Raw genomic sequence first — 19,075 nt, forward strand, 5'->3', positions numbered from 1 at the left:
TCGCGACCGGCGTTCGTCGCGGGCACGACGAAGCCGCACCCGGCGGACCGGGCGCGGCTCGTGGATCTCCGTGCCGGCGGGGACGCTCCCCGCCCGGCTCAAGCGGCCTTCTTGGAGGAGGCCGGCTTGGCGGCCCCCTTCTTGGCGGCGACCTCGGCGAGCTTCGCGGCCAGCTTGGCGTCGAGCTTGCCCGAGGCACCGAGCGGCAGCTCGATGTCGAGGCCGAGGGTCGAGACACCCTCGCCGCGCTCCAGGGTGACCTTCACCTTGTCGGGCTCGACCGCGACGTGGTTGGCGATCACCGCCAGGATTTCCTCCCGGAGCTGGATCACGAGGTCGGGGCGACCCGACTCCGCGCGCTCGTGGGCGAGGATCAGCTGCAGGCGGTCGCGGGCGACCGCGCCGGAGCTGCGCTTCTGGAACAGACCCAGGATGCTCACGCCGCCCTCCGCATGAACAGCTTGTCGAGGAAGGACTTGCGCTCGACCGGCAGGCTCATCGGCACGGACTCGCCCTTGAGCCGGCGTGCCGCGTCGGCGTAGGCCCGCGCCGGGGCGCAGAGCGGGTTGTTCAGCGTCACCGGGCAGCCGAGGTTCGAGGCGCGCAGCACCTCCTGGCTCTCCGGGATGATCGCGAGCAGCGGGATCGACAGGATGTCGAGCACGTCCTCGGTCTTGAGCATGTCGCCGCGGTCGGCCCGCATCGGGTCGTAGCGGGTGAGGATCAGGTGCTTCTCGATGTCCTCGCCCTTCTCGGCCTTGGCGGTCTTGGAATCGAGGAGGCCGATGATCCGGTCCGAGTCGCGCACCGAGGAGACCTCGGGGTTGGTCACGACAACTGCCACGTCGGCGTGGTGCATGGCGAGCTGGGCGCCGCGCTCGATGCCGGCGGGGGAGTCGCAGATCACCCAGTCGAACTTGGCGCGCAACTCGTCCATCACCCGGGCGACGCCCTCGTCGGTGAGCGCGTCCTTGTCGCGGGTCTGCGAGGCCGGCAACAGGTGCAGGGTCTCGAGCCGCTTGTCCTTGATCAGCGCCTGCGGGAGCTTGGCGTCGCCGTTGACCACGTTGATGAGGTCGTAGACGACCCGGCGCTCGGCGCCCATGACGAGGTCGAGGTTGCGCAGGCCGACGTCGAAGTCGACGACGCACACGCTCTGCCCGCCCTGGGCCAGGGCCGCTCCGAGGGCCGCGGTCGTCGTCGTCTTGCCGACGCCGCCCTTGCCCGATGTGACGACGAGAACCTTTGCCACGCGTCGATCTCCCTTAATCCAGGCTTGCCATTCGGATGTTGCCGCCATCGAGCCAGACCTGGGCGGCCTTGCCGCGCAGGGCCGTGCCCATGTCCTCCGCCGTCCGCACGAGGCGGTCGATCCCCAGCAACTCGGGTTCGAATTTGCGGCAGTAGATTCGTGCGCGCGGGTTGCGCGCGGCTCCGGCGATCGCGCGACCGCGCAGGGCGCCGTAGACGTGGATCGAGCCGCCGGCCAGGATCTCGGCCCCCGAGGAGACCGACCCCATCACGGTCACGTCGCCGGTCGGGTTGATGACGCTCTGACCGGAGCGGACCGAGCCCTCGACGGTGATCGAGGTGACCACCTGCGGCTCCGGCTCGGCCGGGACGCTCGGGATCTCGATCGTCTCGGACGGGTGACCCTTGACCAGCAGCGGCGGCAGGCCGTCCACGACCGCGTCGGCGCCCTCGATGCCCAGGACCGCGATGCCGCGGGCCTTGAGCTCGTTCATGAGCGTCTCGAGCGCGTCCGGCTCGGGCTTGAGCTGGGCGCAGTCCAGGATGACGGCCCGGCCTTTCAGCAGGGTCGGCGAGCGCTTGAGCGCCGCGTCGAGGCCCGCGAGCCACTCGGGAAGCGGCGGCTCGGGGGAGAGGGCCAGGGCCTTGAAGGCCCGCCCGCGCAGGCTGAGCGGCCGGGGCGCGGAAGGAGCCGCCGCGCGGGCGGTCTCCGGATCGATCGGCTCGGGGAGGGTGTCGCTCATGTCCGCCCGTTAAGAGTCCTTACCGGACCATTGACGGCGGGTATGGTTACCGAAGGGTTAAGTTTCTGATCCGGTCGGCAAATTCTGCCGGGATCCTGGTATCGGGGCAGCGGAGGACCGTTTCACGCCCCGGCCGCGACCGTCGCGGGGAGATCAGCGGCCCGTCCCTGAGCGCCCTGCGGAAATGGCGCGCGACGAAAAAGCTCGACAGCCGTCGGCGGTTCGCCTCTCAACCCCGCTCGAACAGGTTGAGCTTGATCGCGTCCTCCAGCAGCCGCACCTCCACGGCCTGCCCCCGGAAAGCCGGGTCGAGGTCGTCGGCGGCGCGGTAGAGCCCGTCGATCGCCACCAGCTCCGGCTCGAACCGCCGGCACCAGATCCGCGCCGTCGGGTTGCCGGCCGCGCCGGCGATCGCGCGGCCGCGCAGGGCGCCGTAGACGTGGATCGAGCCGCCCGCGATGACCTCGGCGCCCGACGCCACGGCGCCCAGGACCGTGACGTCGCCCTCGAGGTGCAGCACGGTCTGGCCGGAGCGCACGGGCGCGTCGAGGATCAGCGACCGGACCGTCTCCCGGGCCTGCGGCTCGGCCGGCGCGGGCGCGTCCGCGGCCGACTCGTCCGGGGCGGCGACCTCCCCCGCGGGCCGTCCGCCCGACAGCGCCGGCGGGGTTCCGGAATCCAGGAGCGACGGCGACGCGCCCTCGATCCCCAGGATCGGGATGTTGCGGGCGGCCAGCTCGGCGAGCAGCCCGTCGAGATCCTCGCGGTTGAGCCGCAATCCGGCCAGGTCGAGGATCACCGGCCGACCGGCGAAGAAGTTCGGGGCGCGGCGGTTGAGGGCGTCGAGGTCGCCGAACCAGTCGGCCACCGGGGGTATCGGCGCCAGGACGGTGGCCATGAAGGAGCGGCCGCGGAAGCGGATCGGCGGGCGCGCCGGCTCGGATGTCGGCTGGGTCACGGGCGTGTTCGGTGTGCGCGGAAGGGATCGTCTGCATCCATGGGGCGGCGCCGCGCCGGGGGCAATCCCGCGAGGGCCGGTGTGACGCCTTGGCGGGTCCGCGGGCGCGTTTCTGTTGTAGAGAGAGCCGGCATCCGAGCCGGACCGGACCGTTGAGCAGCGCCACCTCGCACGCCCCCGCCCCCTTCGTCGTCGATGACCTGACCCGCGCCAACCAGCGTCGGGCGGCCGACCCGCGCGCCTCCGCGTGGGTCTCGGCCAATGCCGGCGCGGGCAAGACCAAGGTCCTCACCGATCGGGTCGTGCGGCTGCTCCTCGACGAGGCGCCGCCCGGCCGGATCCTCTGCCTGACCTTCACCAAGGCCGCCGCGGCCAACATGGCGATCCGCGTCTTCCGGCTGCTCGGCCGCTGGGTCACGCTGGACGATGAGACCCTCGCCGCCGAACTCGCCGAGCTCACCGGCGAGCGCGCCGGGCCCGAGCGCCTGCGGCTGGCGCGCCGCCTCTTCGCCCGGGCGGTCGAGACACCGGGCGGCCTCAAGATCGAGACGCTGCACGCCCTGTGCGAGCGGCTGCTCCACATGTTTCCCTTCGAGGCGAACGTGCCGGCCCGCTTCGTGGTGCTCGACGAGGCCAAGGCCCGGGAACTGTTCGACATCGAGATGGCCAACGTCCTGGCCGACGCCGTCGCGAACGGCGACACGCCGCTCAGCGCCGCCCTCGCGCGGGTCACGCCGGAAGCCACGGGCGACACCCTGCGGGCGGCGATCCGGGCGGCCATGCGGGCGCGGAGCTTCATCGGCGACGCCGCCGGCCTGGAGCGGGCCTTCGGACGGCTGCACGGGGCGCTCGGACTGGCGGCCGAGGAATCCGCCGAGCGGATCGAGGCCGCGATCCTCGAGGGCGGTCCCGGGTGCCGTCCGGAGGAGCGCGCCGCGCTGGTCGCGGCGCTCCGCACCGGCAAGGCCAACGACGAGAAGCTCGCCGACGCCCTGGAGGCCGCCGAGGCCGAGCGGCTCCGCGCGGCGGACCTTCCCGACCGGGCCGAGGCGCTCGCCCTCTACCGGTCGGTGTTCTTCACCCAGAAGGACGAGCCCAAGGCCGACAGCAGCCTCGGGACCAAGGGCGTCCCGGCCGGCGCCAAGGCGGCGCTGCTCGCCGAGCGGGACCGGCTGGAGCCGCTGTTCGACCGCCTGCGCGCCGCCCGGGCCCACGCCCGCACGCAGGCGCTGTTCCAGATCGCCGCCGAGATCCACCGCCGCGTCGAGGCGCAGAAGGCCCGCCTCGGCGCCCTCGACTTCGACGACCTGATCCACAAGGCGCTCGACCTGCTCGGCCGCGTCGGCGCCGGCTGGGTCCTGTACAAGCTCGACCGCGGCATCGACCACGTCCTCGTCGACGAGGCGCAGGACACGAACCCGGAGCAGTGGGCGATCCTGCGGGCGATCATGCAGGAATTCGCCGCCGGCGAGGGCGCGCGGTCCGGCAGCCGCACGCGCTTCGCCGTGGGCGACCCGAAGCAGTCGATCTACGGCTTCCAGGGCGCGGAGCCGCGGGAATTCGCCCTGACCCGCGCGTCCTGGATCGCGGAATCGCGCTCGGCCGGCCTGACCTTCGAGGACGTGCCGCTCACCCTGTCGTTCCGCTCGACCGGCCTCGTCCTGCGCGCCGTCGACGCGGTCTTCGCCCTCGACGCCCACAACGAGGGCCTGTCCTTCGAGGACACGGTGCGCACGACCGTGCACGCCAGCGCCCGGCCGGGCGCGCCCGGCGCGGTCGAGCTGTGGCCGATCGCCGAGCCGGAGCCGGCCGCGGAGCCGGATGCCTGGACCGCCCCCGTCGACGCGCCGGAGACCAGCGCTCCCGCGATCGTCACCGCCCGCCGGGTGGCGCAGGCGGTGCGCGCCTGGACCACCGCGGGGGACGCCACCGGCCGGATCTGGCGCCCCGGGGACGTCCTGATCCTTGTCCGGAAGCGCGGGCCGGCCTTCGAGGAGGTGATCCGCGCCCTGAAGGGGATCGGCGTCCCGGTCGCCGGGCAGGACCGGCTCGAGGTCTCCGCCCACATCGCGGTGGCCGATCTGGTCGCCGCCGGCCGGGCGGGGCTCCTGCCGGCCGACGACCTGACCCTCGCCACCGCCCTCAAGACGCCGCTCGTCGGGCTCAGCGACGACGACCTCGTGCGGATCGCGGCCCGCCGCGACCTCGCCGAGACCCTGGAGGACGCCCTGCACCGCCACGCCGAAGCGGGCGACGCGGCCGCGCGGCGCGGGCTCGAGGCCCTGTCGGGCTGGATCGCCCTGGCGGGGCTCCACGGCCCGTTCGGCTTCTACGCCCGGCTCCTCGGGCCGCAGGGCGGCCGCGCCAAGCTGGTGGCCCGACTCGGCGGCGAGGCCGGGGACGCCATCGACGTGTTCCTCGCCGCCGCCGCCCAGGCCGAGACCGGCGAGGACGCCCCGTCGCTGGGCGGCTTCCTCGCCCGCTACGTCGGGGCCGAGGCCGGGCACACGGTCAAGCGCGACCTCGAATCGGGCCGCGACGAGGTCCGGGTGATGACGGTCCACGGCGCCAAGGGCCTGGAGGCGCCGGTCGTGGTGATCCTCGACGGGTGCGAGCCCCTCGGCCGCAACGATCCGCCCCTGCTGCCGCTCCCGGCGACGGAGATCGCCCTGCCGCCGGTCTGGTCGGGCGGCCGGACCCAGGACTGCGCCGCCACCGACGCGGCGCGGGCGACCCTGCTCGCCAAGGCCCGGCAGGAGCACAACCGCCTGCTCTACGTCGCCATGACCCGCGCGGCCGACCGGCTGATCGTGGCGCCCTTCCGCGGCCACGAGCGCGAGACCGAGGCGGCGTGGTGCCGGATGATCCATGCCGGCCTCGAGGCGGCGCTCGGCGCCGGCCGGACGCTGGAACTCCCCTACGGACCCGCGACTCTCTGGCAGGACGGCACCCCGCCGAGTGCCGCCGCCGTCGCCGGGGCGCCCGCGGCCAGGCCGGAACCCGAGTCGGAGCCGGACTGGCTGCGCGGGCCGGTCCCGCCGGAACCGGCCTCCGCGGTCCTGAACCCGTCCGGCGCCCTGCAGGCAGCGGACGGCGCCCGCGTGCCGCCGCCGCGCCTCGCCGACGCGCAGGCCCGGCGCCGGGGAATCCTGACCCACGCCCTGCTGCAGCACCTGCCCCGGGTCGAGCCCGACCGCCGGGAGACGGCCGGCCGCGCCTTCGTGCGGGCCCGGGCACCCGGGCTGCCGCGCGCGGCGGCGCCCGCGATCGTCCGGTCAGTCCTCCGGATCATCGACGCCCCGGACTTGGCGCCGCTCTTCGCCCAGGGCGCCCGCGCGGAGGTGGCGCTCTCGGGGCGGGTCCGGGCCGGCGGCACGGACAGGGTGGTTCAGGGGCGCGTCGACCGCCTCGCCGTGGCGGCGGACGCGGTGCATCTCGCCGACTTCAAGACCGGCCGCCCGCCCGAGCCCGGCGCGCCGCTGCCGACCGCGGAGACCGGCCAGATCGCCCTCTACGCGCGCCTGCTCGCGCAGATCTATCCGGGCCGGACGATCCGCCCGATCCTCGTCTGGACCTCGGGCCCGGTGATCCGCGCCCTCGACCCCGACGACGTCGCGGCGGCCCTGGACCGGATCGGCATCGAGGCGTGACGTGCCGCCCCCGGCCGATCGCCGGGGGCGGTCCGCATGCGCCAGCGCACATCGCGGCGCGCCGACCGGTCCACAGAGCGCTCCGTCCCGGGCGCCGCCGCCCGGCCCCGGGGATCGGACTTCTTGACCGCGCGCCGGGCCGTCGCCAATTCTGACCGGACCGCGCGGGCCTCTGCCCGTTCGACGCCGCCCGACGGGCGGCGGATTCCGAAAGGTGACGTTATGGCGACGGTGAAAGTAACCGACGCGAGCTTCGAGCAGGACGTTCTCAAGTCCGCCGAGCCCGTCGTGGTGGATTTCTGGGCGGAGTGGTGCGGCCCGTGCCGTCAGATCGGCCCGGCCCTCGAGGAGATCGCGACCGACCTGCAGGGCAAGGTGAAGATCGCCAAGGTCAACGTCGACGAGAACCCGCAGATCGCCGCCCAGTACGGCATCCGCTCGATCCCGACGCTGCTGCTCTTCAAGAACGGCGAGCGGGTGGACCAGAAGGTCGGCGCCGCCCCGAAGGGCGACCTGTCGCGCTGGATCGGCGCCCAGACCGCCTGAACCGCCTTCAGGGCCCAGAACGACGAAAAGAAAGCCCGGCCGCGAGGCCGGGCTTTCTCGGTTTCGAGCCCAAGATTTTTTTTGGAGGGATCCCGGAGCAAAGTCCGGGATCCCGCGTCCGGTCTCAGTACGAGCCGAACTTGTAGTTCAGGCCGGCGCGGACGACGGCGAAGGCGTTCTCGTTCCGGCTGGCGCCGGCGAGCGAGTACACCGGCACGAGGCCGCCCAGACCGGGGGCGACCGCGGCGCCGACCAGCGGCAGCTGGGCGCGGCCGTTGTTGTTGTCGAGGTTCACGTACAGACCTTCGACCTTCAGCGTCACGGCCGAGGAGCGGAAGAAGTTCAGGAACGAGTCGGTGGGCAGGGCGTACTCGACACCGCCGCCGACGGTCCAGCCGGTCTTGAAGTCGTTCCGGCGGCCGGCGAAGTTCTGCAGGCCGACGCGAGCGCCGTCATCCGTGCCGGTGGCGTAGGCGAAACCACCCGTGGCGTACACGAGGGTCCGGTCGAAGGCGTAACCGAGACGACCGCGGACGGTGCCGAAGAAGTCGATGGTGTTGAGCGTGCCGTTGACCGGGATGAAGCCCGGGTTGATCGCCGCGGCGTTCGTGGCGAAGCGGGCGCGACGGCCGAAGTCGAGGTACTGAGCGTCAGCCTCGAAGCCGATCACGGCGCCGGAGCCCGGGGTCAGCTGCCAGTTGTAGCCGATCTGGCCACCGCCCGAGAAACCCTCGCGGCTGTCGTTGCTGTAGGCCAGCGACGAGCCGTTCGGCAGCAGGGCCTGGTAGGGCACGAGGCCGCCCGGCACGAGAGCGACCGGGTTGCCGGGCGTCTGCACGAAGCCGCGGTTGGAGTTGCTGCTGGCGTCGAACGCGTAGCCGGCGTTGATACCGAAGTAGGCACCGGTCCAGGTGAACACCGGAACGGGGGTGAACACCGGCGGCGGCGCGGCGCGGCGCGGCAGATCGGCGGCCGAAGCGGCAGCCGTGAGCGCGGTGAACGCCGCGAGAGAGGTGAGAAGCTTCTTCATTACTGTGATCCCCAGCATAAGCCCGATCGAGGGGGAAATTATGCGATCGGGGCCCGCGAGGATGTAGCTTAGCTGCCACAGCGGGAGGAAAGCGTGGCCGTGGGCGGGTCTCCATCCGGGCGATTGCGGCGATTCGACGGATTTTCGAATGCAGAATCCGGATTTCAAAGGTCTCCGGCGTGCCGGCCACTTGATACAGTCGCCGCGCGCGGCGCGCACAGACTGGAGACGACTCAGACCGGCGGCGTGTCGTTGGCGGCGAGAACCATGCCGGCCAAGTAGAGCGACCCGCAGATCAGGATCCGCGGCGGCCGCTCGAAGGCGATGTCCCGCACCAGGGCGAGGGCCGCCTCGATGCTCGGCGCCGCGTAGGTCTTGAGGCCGACCTCCTCGCCGATCCGCGCGACCTCCTCGGCCGGGCGCGCCGCCATGGTCCCGGTGATCGGGACGGCCACGAGGGCCCGGGCCAGACCCACGAAGTTGCGCAGGAACCCGTCGGCGTCCTTCGTGCCGAGCAGGCCGACCACGAGGACGAGCGGCACGTCGCTCTTCTCGCCGAGATCCGCCATGGCGGCGGCGAGGATCCGGCCGCCGTCGATGTTGTGGCCGCCGTCGAGCCAGAGCTCGGTGCCGGGCGCGAGCTGGGCGGCCAGACGGCCGCGGCCGAGGCGCTGCAGCCGGCCCGGCCACTCGACCTCGGTCAGTCCCCGCTCCAGGGCCGCCGTCCCGATATCGCCGAAACCGGCGGCGCGCAGCGCGGTGATCGCTGTTCCGGCGTTGACCAGCTGGTGGCGCCCGGCGAGGCGCGGCCGCGGAAGGTCGAACAGGTCGGTCTCGTCCTGATAGACGAGACGGCCGCGCTCCTCGTGCACGGAGAAGTCCTGATTGCCTACCAGCACGGGCGCGGCACCGACGGCTTCCGCGCGCCGGCAGAGGACCGCGTCGGCCTCGGCGTAATCCTGGGCGGCGATCACCGCCGGGCAGCCGCGCTTGAAGATCCCGGCCTTCTCGGTCGCGACCGATTCGACCGTGTCGCCGAGATACTCGGCGTGGTCGCGGCCGATCGGCGTCACCACCGCGCAGGCCGGCCGGTCGATCACGTTGGTGGCGTCGAGCCGGCCACCGAGACCGACTTCGAGGAGCAGCACGTCGGCCGGGCTCTCCGAGAACAGCAGGAACGCCGCGGCCGTGGTGATCTCGAACATCGTGATCGGCTCGCCGGCATTGGCGCTCTCGCAGCGCGCGAACGCGTCGGCCAGACGGTCCTCGTCCACGAAATGCCCGCCGCCGATCCCGCCGATGCGGATCCGCTCGTGGAAGCGCACGAGGTGCGGGGAGGTGTAGACGTGGGCGGCCAGGCCCCCGGCCTCCAGGATCGACCGCATGAACGCGATCGTCGAGCCCTTGCCGTTGGTGCCGGCCACGTGGATCACGGGCGGCAGGCGGCGCTCGGGATGGTTGAGCCGCGCGAGCAGCCGCTCGATGCGGCCGAGCGACAGGTCGATCGTGCGGGGGTGGAGCGCCAGGAAGCGCGCCATCAGGGCGTCGGACGAGGCCATCGCCGGGCTCAGGCCGCCTCGGAGGCCGCGGCCGGCGCGCCGGCCTGGGACACGTTGGTCAGGAGGCTGCAGAGACGCGTGATCGTCTCCTTGAGCTGGTGCCGGTGGACCACCTGATCGACCATGCCGTGCTCGCGCAGGTACTCCGCCCGCTGGAAGCCGTCCGGCAGCTTCTCGCGGATCGTCTGCTCGATCACCCGCGGTCCCGCGAAGCAGATCAGGGCGCCCGGCTCGGCGAGGTGGACGTCGCCCAGCATGGCGTAGGACGCCGTGACGCCGCCCGTGGTCGGGTTCGTCAGCACCACGATGTAGGGGAGCCGCGCCGCGTTGAGCCGGCGCACCGCCACGGTGGTCCGCGGCATCTGCATCAGCGAGAGGATGCCCTCCTGCATGCGCGCGCCGCCGGAGGCCGCGAACAGCACGTAGGGCGTGCGCTTCTCCAGGGCCGTCTCGGCGCCGCGCACGAAGGCCTCGCCCGCCGCCATGCCCAGCGACCCGGCCATGAATCCGAATTCCTGCGCGGCCAGCGTCATGGGCAGGCCGCCGACCCGGCCGAAGCCGATCTTGAACGCGTCCTGCAGGCCGGTCTTGGCCCGGGCCTCCTTGAGCCGGTCGACGTAGCGCTTCTCGTCGCGGAACTTCAGCGGGTCGGGGGCGACCTCGGGCAGGGCCACGTCGATCCACGTGCCCTCGTCGAACATCATCTTGAGGCGCGCCTGGGCGCCCATCTTCAGGTGATGCTCGGAGCCGGGGATGACCCAGTGATTGGCCTCCACCTCCTTGTGGAACACCATCTGCCCCGTGTCCGGGCACTTGACCCACAGGTTCTCGGGCGTCTCGCGCTTGAACAAGGTCTTGATCCGGGGGCGCACCACCTCCGAGATCCAGTTCATCGGTTCGACCATCGACTCGCGTCCGTCCGCTTCAAGCCCGCGCAGATATCAGGTGCGGCGCGCTCCGCCGCCAGGGGTGCCCGGTCCGCCCGTCAGGCGGCCCGCCCGACGCCCGCCGACCGCACGCCCGCGGCGAGTTCGCGCACCAGCTCCGTCACCGCCCCGACGCTGCCGGCCTGCGGCCGGCCCTCGCCGTCGAGGGAGCGCACCAGGGCGTCCACCAGCGCGGAGCCGACCACGACGCCGTCGGCGCCCTCGGCGATCGCCGCCGCGTGCGCGCCCGTCTTCACGCCGAAGCCCACGACGACGGGCAGGTCGGTGTGGCGCCGGATGCGGGCGACCGCCTCGGAGACCTTGCCGAAATCCGGCGTCGCCGTCCCGGTGATGCCGGTGATCGACACGTAGTAGACGAAGCCCGCCGTGTTCGCGAGGACGGCCGGCAGGCGACGCTCGTCGGTCGTCGGCGTGGCGAGCCGGATGAAGGCGAGGCCCTTGCCGAGGGCCGGCAGGCACAGCTCGGCATCCTCCTCGGGCGGGAGATCGACGACGATCAGCCCGTCGACGCCGGCCGCGACCGCGTCGTCGAGGAAGCGGTCGACACCGTAAGTGTGGATCGGGTTGTAGTAGCCCATCAGCACGACCGGCGTGGTGTCGTTGCCGGCGCGGAAGCGGCGCACGAGGTCGAGGGTGCCCGACACGGTCTGGCCCGCCTTGAGCGCCCGCAGGCCGGCGGCCTGGATCGCCGGGCCGTCCGCCATCGGGTCGGTGAACGGCAGGCCGAATTCCAGGATGTCGGCGCCTGCGCCCGGCAGGGCCTTCAGGACCTCCAGAGAGGTCTCGGGATCGGGATCGCCGGACATCACGTAGGTGACGAGGACGGACCGGTTCTCCGCGCGGGCGCGGGCGAAGGTGGCGTCGATGCGGCTCGGCATGGTCGGTCGATATTCGCTTCTGCAGGGCCGCCGACGGCCCGGGGTTGCACCCGCGCTACACCAAAGGCATCGGCCCGTGAAGCGGGCGGGCCTCCCGCGGCCGCGCGGCGGCCGCGGTGAGCGTCGCCCGCGGAGGCCCGGCCACCCGCGAGACGCGGCCATGCGCGCGGGCCGGTTGCCGGGGCGGCGGCGCCGGCCTAGCCCTCGCCCATGCCCGAGTCAGCCCTTCCGTCGCGCCCCCTGGCCGCGCTCCTGTTCGACATGGACGGGACGATCATCAGCTCGATCGCCTCCGCCGAGCGGATCTGGTCGCGCTGGGCCGAGGCGCACGGCCTCGACGTGGCGTCCTTCCTGCCGACGATCCACGGCGTGCAATCGGTCGAGACCATCCGGCGGCTGAACCTGCCGGGCGTCGATCCCGTGGCCGAAGCCGCCGCGATCACCGAGGCCGAGATGAGGGATGTCGACGACATCGTCGCGATCCCGGGCGCGCGGGTCTTCCTGGAGGCGCTGCCGCGCCACCGCTGGGCGATCGTCACCTCGGCGCCCCGGCGGCTGGCGGAGCGCCGCCTCGCGGCGGCCGGCATGCCGGTCCCCGACCTCCTCGTGGCCGCCGAGGACGTGGCGCGGGGCAAGCCCGCGCCGGACTGCTTCCTGCTCGCCGCCGAGCGGCTCGGCGTGGCGGCGGCGGACTGCCTCGTGTTCGAGGACGCCCCGGCCGGCATCCGGGCGGCCGAGGCCGCGGATGCGGCCGTCGTGGTCGTCACCGCGACCCATCACGAGACGGTGAGGACCGGTCATCCGACGATCGCCGACTACACCGGGCTGCGCGTCAGGGCCGAGCCGGAGGGGATCCGGGTGACACGGACCGCCTGAGCCTCTCCATCCCGGCCGCGGACCGCTGGCGGCCGGTCCCGCCCGGTCGTATCGCCCGCGTGCGGCGCGCGGATCGCGGTGAAGGGACAGGGCCATGGCAACGATCGATCGACGCCGCGTGCTCGGGGCGGTCGCGGCCGGCGCCGCCGCGGGCCTCGGCCCCGTCGCGGCCGCCGAGGCGCAACCGGTCATGCTGTTCCCGCTGCCGCAGGCCACCGTCCCGATCCTGGGCGAGGCGCAGGTCTTCCCGGTCCGCCGGATCTACTGCATCGGCCGCAACTACGCGGCCCACGCCCGCGAGATGGGCTCCGACCCGTCGCGCGAGCCGCCCTTCTTCTTCCAGAAGCCGGCGGACGCCGTGCAGGTCGTCGCGGGCGGCGTCGCCGACCATCCCTACCCGTCGCTGACCCAGAACTACCACCACGAGATCGAGCTCGTCGCCGTGCTGAAGTCGGGCGGGCGCGACATCCCGGCCGCGCGGGCGCTCGACCACGTCTACGGCTACGCCACCGGCCTCGACATGACCCGCCGGGACCTCCAGCGCGGCATGGGCAACCAGAAGAAGCCCTGGGAGATCGGCAAGAGCTTCGACCAGTCCGCGCCGATCACGCCGATCCTGCCCGTTACCCGGGCCGGGCATCCGGCGCGCGGGCGCATCCGGCTCGCCGTGAACGGCACCGTGCGGCAGGACGCCGACCTCTCCGAGATGATCTGGTCGGTGGCCGAGCAGATCGCCGAGCTGTCGCGGGCCTTCGAGCTCAGGGCCGGCGACATCGTCTTCTCCGGGACGCCCGAGAATGTCGGGCCGGTCGTGCGCGGGGACGTGCTCGCGGGCTCGATCGAGGGCCTGCCGGACCTGTCGATCCGCATCGTCTGACCCCGCCGCGCGGGGATCCGGTCGCGGCGGGGCATTGACTTTCCCTGCCGGTGTCGCGGCTTTATCCCGTACGGATCCGCGGGGGCAGGAGCAGCGCGCGTATGACCAAGCCCGACGGCGTGCCGCCGCACCTCTTCGAGACCGCCGAGGGACGCCGTCTCGTGGAGGCGCGCTCCGATCCGGCGTGGCGCCGCTGGGGGCCGTATCTCAGCGACCGGCAATGGGGCACGGTGCGGGAGGATTACAGCCCGAAGGGCGACGCCTGGGACTACCTGCCCCACGACCATGCCCGGTCCCGCGCCTACCGATGGGGCGAGGACGGGATCGGCGGCTTCGGCGACCGCCACCTGAACTGGTGCCTGTCCCTGGCGCTGTGGAACGGGCGCGACCCGATCCTGAAGGAGCGGCTGTTCGGCCTGACCAACCAGGAAGGCAACCACGGCGAGGACGTCAAGGAGCTCTACTACTACCTCGACGGGATCCCGACCCACGCCTTCATGCGGATGCTGTACAAGTACCCGCAGGGGGCCTTCCCCTACGGGCGCCTGGTCGAGGAGAACGCGCGGCGCGGCCTCGACGACCCGGAATTCGAGCTCCTCGACACCGGCCTGTTCGAGGAGGGCCGCTACTTCGACGTCGAGATCGCCTACGCCAAGGCCGCGCCCGACGACATCTTGATGCGGGTCACCGCCACCAATCGCGGCCCGGACGCGGCGGACCTGACGCTGCTGCCGCAGCTCTGGGCCCGCAACACGTGGTCGTGGAAGCAGGGCACGCCGAGGCCGGAACTCATGGCCGGGTCGGAGGGCTCGGTCTGGGCGCGCCACCCCGAGATGCCGACCTTCCGGTTCTTCGCCGACGGCGCGGGCGACCTGCTGTTCACCGAGAACGAGACGAACACGCACCGGCTGTTCGGCAGCGGCCCCGCCGAGGGCTTCTACAAGGACGGCATCGACCGGTGCGTCGTGGGCGGCGACCGGGACGCCGTCAACGCCCTGTCGGGCACCAAGTGCGCCGCCCGCTACGACCTGCATCTCGGCCCCGGCGAGACGCGGAGCGTGCGCCTGCGCCTGCGCGCCGAGACCGCGCCGGGCGCGCCCTTCGCGGATTTCGACGCGGTCTTCGCCGCCCGCGAGGCGGAGGCCGACGACTTCTACGGGGCGCTCCAGGCGCCGATCGTCGACCCCGAGATGCGGCTCGTGCAGCGGCAGGCGCTCGCCGGCATGCTCTGGTCGAAGCAGCTCTACCATTACGACGTGCGCGAGTGGCTCGCCGGCGACCCGGCGCAGCCCGCGCCGGCGCCGGAGCGGCGACACGGCCGCAACGCCGACTGGGCGCATCTGCGCGCCAACGACATCATCTCGATGCCGGATGCCTGGGAATATCCCTGGTTCGCCTCCTGGGATCTCGCTCTCCAGGCGATCGTGTTCGGGCTCATCGACCCGGACTTCGCCAAGAACCAGCTCCTGCTCCTGGTCGACGAGGCCTACACCCACCCGAACGCCGCGCTGCCGGCCTACGAGTGGGGCTTCGGGGACGCCAACCCGCCGGTCCACGCGCTGGCCGCCTGGCGGGTGTTCGAGCTGGACCGGGCGCTCACCGGCAGGCCGGACCACGCCTTCCTCAAGCGGATCTTCAACAAGCTCACCCTGAACTTCACGTGGTGGGTGAACCGGAAGGATTCCGACGACCGCAACCTGTTCCAGGGCGGCTTCCTCGGCCTCGACAACATCGGCATCTTCGACCGGTCGAAGCCGGTGGGCGACGGCGCCACGCTGACCCAGTCCGACGCGACCGCCTGGATGGCGACCTACGCGTTGAACCTGATGCGGATCGCCATCGAGCTGGCCCTCGACGACCCGACCTTCGAGGACATGGCGGAGAAGTTCTTCGAGCACTTCCTCCTCATCGCCGGCGCAACCGGCGCGGGCGTGTGGGACGAGCCGGACGGCTTCTTCTACGACGTGATCGAGACCCGCGACGGGCAGCGCCTCCCGATCCGCGCCCGGACCATGGTCGGCCTGATCCCGATCTTCGCGGTGGCGGTGATCAACGAGTGCGACCTCGCGCGGCTGCCGTCCCTGCGCAACCGGATGGTGTTCTTCCTGAAGAACCGCCCGGACCTCGCGACCCTGGTCTCGCGCTGGAACGAGCCCGGCGCGGGCCAGACGGCGCTGCTGTCGCTGCTGCGCGGGCACCGTCTGAAGGCGCTGCTCCACCGCGCCCTGGACCCGAACGAGTTCCTCTCGGATTACGGGCTGCGCGCCGTGTCCCGCGTCTACGCGGACGAGCCGTTCCGCTTCGCCTGGGACGGGCGGGACCTGGGGCTCGCCTACGAGCCGGCCGAGTCGCGCTCGCGCCTGTTCGGCGGCAACTCGAACTGGCGAGGACCGGTCTGGATGCCGGTGAACTACCTGCTCATCGCCGGGCTGAACCGCTTCCACGACTATTACGGCCCGGATTTCCGGGTCGAGGCGCCGACCGGATCGGGCCGGACCTACGCGCTCCGGGAGATCGCCGCCCACCTGTCACGGCGCCTGATCAGCCTCTCGACCCGGCGCCCGGACGGGCGCAGGCCGGTCTACGGCGACAGCCGGATCGAGCAGGAGGATGCGCATTTCCGCGACCTCGTCCTGTTCTACGAGTACTATCACGGGGACAGCGGCCGCGGGGTCGGCGCGTCGCACCAGACCGGGTGGTCCGGGCTCGTGGCCCTGCTGATCCAGGAAGTGGCGACCGCCGCCGCCGAGACGCAGCCCACCGGCTGGCCGTGACAGTCGGTCGCCGGCCCGGCGCGCCGGCGACCGGAGCCCCGTTACTCCGCGGCCTGCTGCATCCGCAGGCGCTGACCCTGGCCGATCTGGCGCGAGATCGTCGAGCGGCGGGCGCTGTAGACAGCCGAGACGAGCGGGTAATCGACGGGCAGGCCCCACTTGGCCTTGTAGGCCTCGGGCGTGAGGCCGCGCATCGTCAGGTGCCGCCGCAGGGCCTTGTAGGGCTTGCCGTCCTCGAAGCTGATGAGCGTGTCGGGCCGGATCGAGGCCCGGATCTGCGCCTCGGTCGGCCGCCGGACCTGCGGCTCCGCCGGCTGGTCCAGGGCGGTGATCGAGCGGTGTACCTCGGAGAGCAGGTCGGGCAACGTTCCCGCCGGGACACTGTTGCGCGTGACGTAGGCGCTCAGGATCTTTGCGGCGAGTTCGACGCTCGGCGATGTCATCTGCATGGTCGTCACCTCGATTCTACGTGTTTCGGATGTGGCGCTCGTCGGTTTCCGTCGGGCTCTTCGCCGCCGACGGCCGGTGCATGTCCCTGAGACGTTCTCGGCTCCGGCCGGAGGCGGCGGATGGGCTCATTATGCGCCCGTCCGCCGTCGCTACAACCGAGCCGCGCATTTATCGCGCCGATATTTCTACTTAGGATTGAGATTTAGGGTCAACGACGAATCAACGGTCGCGTCGTTGTTCGGGCTCAAGTGCGGTATTGAGGACTCACCTGCCCGTCCGGGCGCGATGGAGAACGCGAACACATGGAGGCCCTGGTCGTCGGAGCCGGCGTCGTCGGGCTCGCCATCGGGCGAGCGCTCGCGCTGCGCGGGCACGCCGTCATCGTGGCGGAAGCCGAGGACGCCTTCGGCACGGGCGTCTCGTCCCGCAGCTCGGAGGTGATCCACGCCGGCATGTACTACCCGGGCGGGTCCGAGCGCGCGCACCACTGCGTCGACGGCGCCCGGCGGTTATACAACTTTTGCGCGAGTCACGGCGTCCCGCATCGCGCGTGCGGCAAGCTGATCGTCGCCTCCGACGACGCGGAGGCCGAGAAGATCGCGGCGATCCGCCGTCAGGGCGAGGCCAACGGCGTCCCGGGCCTCGAGCTCCTCGACGGGAGCGCGGCCCGGCGGCTGGAGCCGAATCTCGCCTGCACGGTCGCGCTGCACTCGCCGCGCACCGGCGTCGTGGACAGCCACGCGCTGATGCTCGCCCTGCTCGGGGCGATCGAGGATCACGGCGGCGCGCTCGCCCTGCGCACCCCGGTCGAGGACCTGACGCGGCGGGACGGGCAGTGGCAGGCCGCGTTCGGCGGCGCCGAGCCCGGCACGATGGCCTTCGACGCGGTGGTCAACGCCGCGAGCTTCGGCGCGCCGGCCCTGGCCGCCCGCACGGAGGGCTACCCGGCCGAGCGCGTGCCGACGCTGCGCCTCGCCCGCGGCAACTACTTCGGCTGCACCGGCAAGCCGGCCTTCTCGCGGCTGATCTACCCGGCGCCGCGCATCGACGGCGGCCTCGGCATCCACCTGACCCTCGACCTCGCCGGCCGCACGCGCTTCGGGCCCGACGTGGAGTGGGTCGACGGATTCGACTACCGGGTCGATCCCGGGCGCGCCGAGGCCTTCTACGGCGCGATCCGCCGCTACTGGCCCGGCCTGCCCGACGGGGCGCTCTATCCGGACTACGCGGGCCTGCGGCCGAAGCTGACGGGGCCGAGCGAGGCGGCGGCCGATTTCCGGATCGACGGACCGGCCGAGCACGGCCTGCCGGGGATCGTGCACCTGTTCGGCATCGAGAGCCCGGGCCTGACGTCGAGCCTGTCGCTCGCCGAGGCGGTGGCCGACCGGCTGGACGCCTGAGGCCTCAGAACAGCAGGTGCAGCGCCAGGGGCGCGAGGATCGCCGTCAGGAAGGCGTTGAGCCCCATGGCGATCCCCGCGAAGGTGCCGGCCACCTCGCTGACCTGGAAGGCGCGGGCCGTCCCGATGCCGTGGGCCGCCAGCCCGGCCGCGAAGCCGCGGGCGCGCATGTCGCTGATCCGCAGGAGGTTCATCATCGGCGTCACGAGGATCGCCCCGATGATGCCGGTGAGGATCACCAGGATGGCCGTGAGCGTCGGGTCGCCGCCGAGCGCCTCCGCGATGCCCATCGCCACGCCCGAGGTCACGGATTTCGGCGCCAGCGAGACGAGGATCGGCTGCGGGATGTCGAGGAGCCGCGCGAGGCCGATCACCACCGCGAGGGTGGTGGCCGACCCGGCGGCGAGGGCCGCCAGCATCGGCGCGAGAGCGCGCAGGACGGTCGCCCGCCGCTCGTAGAGCGGCATCGCCAGCACCACGGTGGCGGGCCCGAGCAGGAAGTGGACGAACTGCGCGCCCTCGAAATAAGCCCCGTAGGGCGTGCCGGTGACGGCCAGGACCGCACCGACCAGGACGACCGTGATGAGGACGGGGTTGGCGATGGGGTGCCGGCCGGTCGCGGCGGCGACCCGGTCCGCCAGGACGTAGGCGGTCAGCGTCACCGTGAGCCACAGGAGCGGCGTCTTGGCGAGGTAGACCCAGAGCGAGAAGTCGCCGCCCACGCGTCAGGGCTCCCGGTCGGTCCCGCGCCGTTCGACCAGGGCGGCGACGGCGCGGAAGACCAGGACGGTGACCAGCAGCGACAGGGCGGTCGAGACGACCAGAACCAGGGCCAGTTTGGCGCCCTGCGCCCGCAGCAGGTCGAGGCGGCCGACGACACCGACGCCCGCGGGAACGAACAGGAGCGACAGGTTCATCAGCAGCCCGCGCGCGGTCGTCTCGAGCGTGCCGTCGGTGAGCGGCTTCGGCAGCACGCGCGGCAGGCCGAGGCGGGCGTTGTCGCGCAGCAGCAGGAACGCGAACATCAGGCCCATGCCGATCACCGGGCCGGGGATCGGAACGCCCGCGCCGCGCGCGAGGGCTTCGCCCAGCAGCTGCGCGAGCAGGATCAGGGCCAGGCTGGCGATCATCGCGGGC

Annotated in this window: 17 protein-coding genes; 6 read left to right on the top strand and 11 right to left on the bottom strand. The window is 72.6% G+C overall.

The window, feature by feature from the left end:
• Positions 1-98 precede the first annotated feature (98 nt).
• From minE to minC (LOK46_RS17975), 4 genes are all read right to left on the bottom strand, one after another.
• A complete protein-coding gene (minE, locus tag LOK46_RS17960; protein ID WP_042672278.1) occupies positions 99-440 on the bottom strand; it encodes a cell division topological specificity factor MinE in 342 nt (113 codons plus the stop codon).
• Positions 437-1,252, bottom strand: coding sequence for a septum site-determining protein MinD (minD, locus tag LOK46_RS17965; RefSeq protein ID WP_020093046.1), 816 nt, complete (start codon positions 1,250-1,252; stop codon positions 437-439). Before minD ends, minE begins: the two co-directional genes overlap by 4 nt.
• Before the next feature lie 13 nt (positions 1,253-1,265).
• Positions 1,266-1,994: a septum site-determining protein MinC gene (gene minC, locus LOK46_RS17970; RefSeq protein WP_273559367.1), complete on the bottom strand. Its 729-nt coding sequence runs from the start codon at positions 1,992-1,994 to the stop codon at positions 1,266-1,268.
• A gap of 229 nt (positions 1,995-2,223) precedes the next feature.
• Positions 2,224-2,892, bottom strand: coding sequence for a septum site-determining protein MinC (gene minC, locus LOK46_RS17975; RefSeq protein WP_273564624.1), 669 nt, complete (start codon positions 2,890-2,892; stop codon positions 2,224-2,226).
• 212 nt (positions 2,893-3,104) lie between these two features.
• Here minC (LOK46_RS17975) and addA point away from each other — a divergent pair, with 212 nt between their 5' ends.
• Together addA and trxA are read left to right on the top strand one after the other, a co-directional pair.
• Positions 3,105-6,602: a double-strand break repair helicase AddA gene (gene addA, locus LOK46_RS17980; protein WP_273559369.1), complete on the top strand. Its 3,498-nt coding sequence runs from the start codon at positions 3,105-3,107 to the stop codon at positions 6,600-6,602.
• A 222-nt stretch (positions 6,603-6,824) separates the two neighbouring features.
• Positions 6,825-7,148 (top strand): thioredoxin, encoded by a 324-nt coding sequence (gene trxA / locus LOK46_RS17985; RefSeq protein WP_010682902.1) that lies wholly within the window; start codon positions 6,825-6,827, stop codon positions 7,146-7,148.
• Between the two features lie 124 nt (positions 7,149-7,272).
• On the opposite strand, the gene LOK46_RS17990 is transcribed toward trxA, so the two are convergent.
• From LOK46_RS17990 to trpA, 4 genes are all read right to left on the bottom strand, one after another.
• Positions 7,273-8,178: an outer membrane protein gene (locus LOK46_RS17990; RefSeq protein ID WP_273559377.1), complete on the bottom strand. Its 906-nt coding sequence runs from the start codon at positions 8,176-8,178 to the stop codon at positions 7,273-7,275.
• Between the two features lie 233 nt (positions 8,179-8,411).
• Entirely contained in the window at positions 8,412-9,737 is a 1,326-nt protein-coding gene (locus tag LOK46_RS17995) for a bifunctional folylpolyglutamate synthase/dihydrofolate synthase (protein ID WP_273559379.1), read from the bottom strand.
• Positions 9,738-9,745: 8 nt separating this feature from the next.
• Positions 9,746-10,642 (bottom strand): acetyl-CoA carboxylase, carboxyltransferase subunit beta, encoded by an 897-nt coding sequence (gene accD / locus LOK46_RS18000; RefSeq protein WP_273559381.1) that lies wholly within the window; start codon positions 10,640-10,642, stop codon positions 9,746-9,748.
• 80 nt (positions 10,643-10,722) lie between these two features.
• Positions 10,723-11,562: a tryptophan synthase subunit alpha gene (gene trpA, locus LOK46_RS18005; RefSeq protein ID WP_273559383.1), complete on the bottom strand. Its 840-nt coding sequence runs from the start codon at positions 11,560-11,562 to the stop codon at positions 10,723-10,725.
• Positions 11,563-11,772: 210 nt separating this feature from the next.
• On the opposite strand from trpA, the gene LOK46_RS18010 reads away from it, so the two are divergent.
• The 3 genes from LOK46_RS18010 (at position 11,773) to LOK46_RS18020 (ending at position 16,089) form a co-directional block, all read left to right on the top strand.
• Positions 11,773-12,438 (top strand): HAD-IA family hydrolase, encoded by a 666-nt coding sequence (locus LOK46_RS18010; protein ID WP_273559385.1) that lies wholly within the window; start codon positions 11,773-11,775, stop codon positions 12,436-12,438.
• A gap of 94 nt (positions 12,439-12,532) precedes the next feature.
• The gene (locus LOK46_RS18015) at positions 12,533-13,315 is read left to right on the top strand and encodes a fumarylacetoacetate hydrolase family protein (RefSeq protein WP_273559386.1); all 783 of its coding nucleotides are present in this window, start codon (positions 12,533-12,535) and stop codon (positions 13,313-13,315) included.
• A gap of 101 nt (positions 13,316-13,416) precedes the next feature.
• Positions 13,417-16,089: an MGH1-like glycoside hydrolase domain-containing protein gene (locus LOK46_RS18020; protein ID WP_273559389.1), complete on the top strand. Its 2,673-nt coding sequence runs from the start codon at positions 13,417-13,419 to the stop codon at positions 16,087-16,089.
• A gap of 41 nt (positions 16,090-16,130) precedes the next feature.
• On the opposite strand, the gene LOK46_RS18025 is transcribed toward LOK46_RS18020, so the two are convergent.
• Positions 16,131-16,538 (bottom strand): MucR family transcriptional regulator, encoded by a 408-nt coding sequence (locus tag LOK46_RS18025; RefSeq protein WP_273559390.1) that lies wholly within the window; start codon positions 16,536-16,538, stop codon positions 16,131-16,133.
• A gap of 303 nt (positions 16,539-16,841) precedes the next feature.
• On the opposite strand from LOK46_RS18025, the gene LOK46_RS18030 reads away from it, so the two are divergent.
• Positions 16,842-17,939, top strand: a complete 1,098-nt coding sequence (locus tag LOK46_RS18030; protein WP_273559392.1) for an NAD(P)/FAD-dependent oxidoreductase — start codon at positions 16,842-16,844, stop codon at positions 17,937-17,939.
• A gap of 4 nt (positions 17,940-17,943) precedes the next feature.
• Here the strand turns inward: LOK46_RS18030 and LOK46_RS18035 are convergent, their stop codons facing one another.
• Positions 17,944-18,660, bottom strand: coding sequence for an LrgB family protein (locus LOK46_RS18035; RefSeq protein WP_273559394.1), 717 nt, complete (start codon positions 18,658-18,660; stop codon positions 17,944-17,946).
• A 3-nt stretch (positions 18,661-18,663) separates the two neighbouring features.
• A complete protein-coding gene (locus tag LOK46_RS18040; RefSeq protein ID WP_273559396.1) occupies positions 18,664-19,068 on the bottom strand; it encodes a CidA/LrgA family protein in 405 nt (134 codons plus the stop codon).
• Positions 19,069-19,075: the final 7 nt, after the last annotated feature.

This window comes from Methylobacterium sp. NMS14P, assembly GCF_028583545.1.
Classification (GTDB): domain Bacteria; phylum Pseudomonadota; class Alphaproteobacteria; order Rhizobiales; family Beijerinckiaceae; genus Methylobacterium.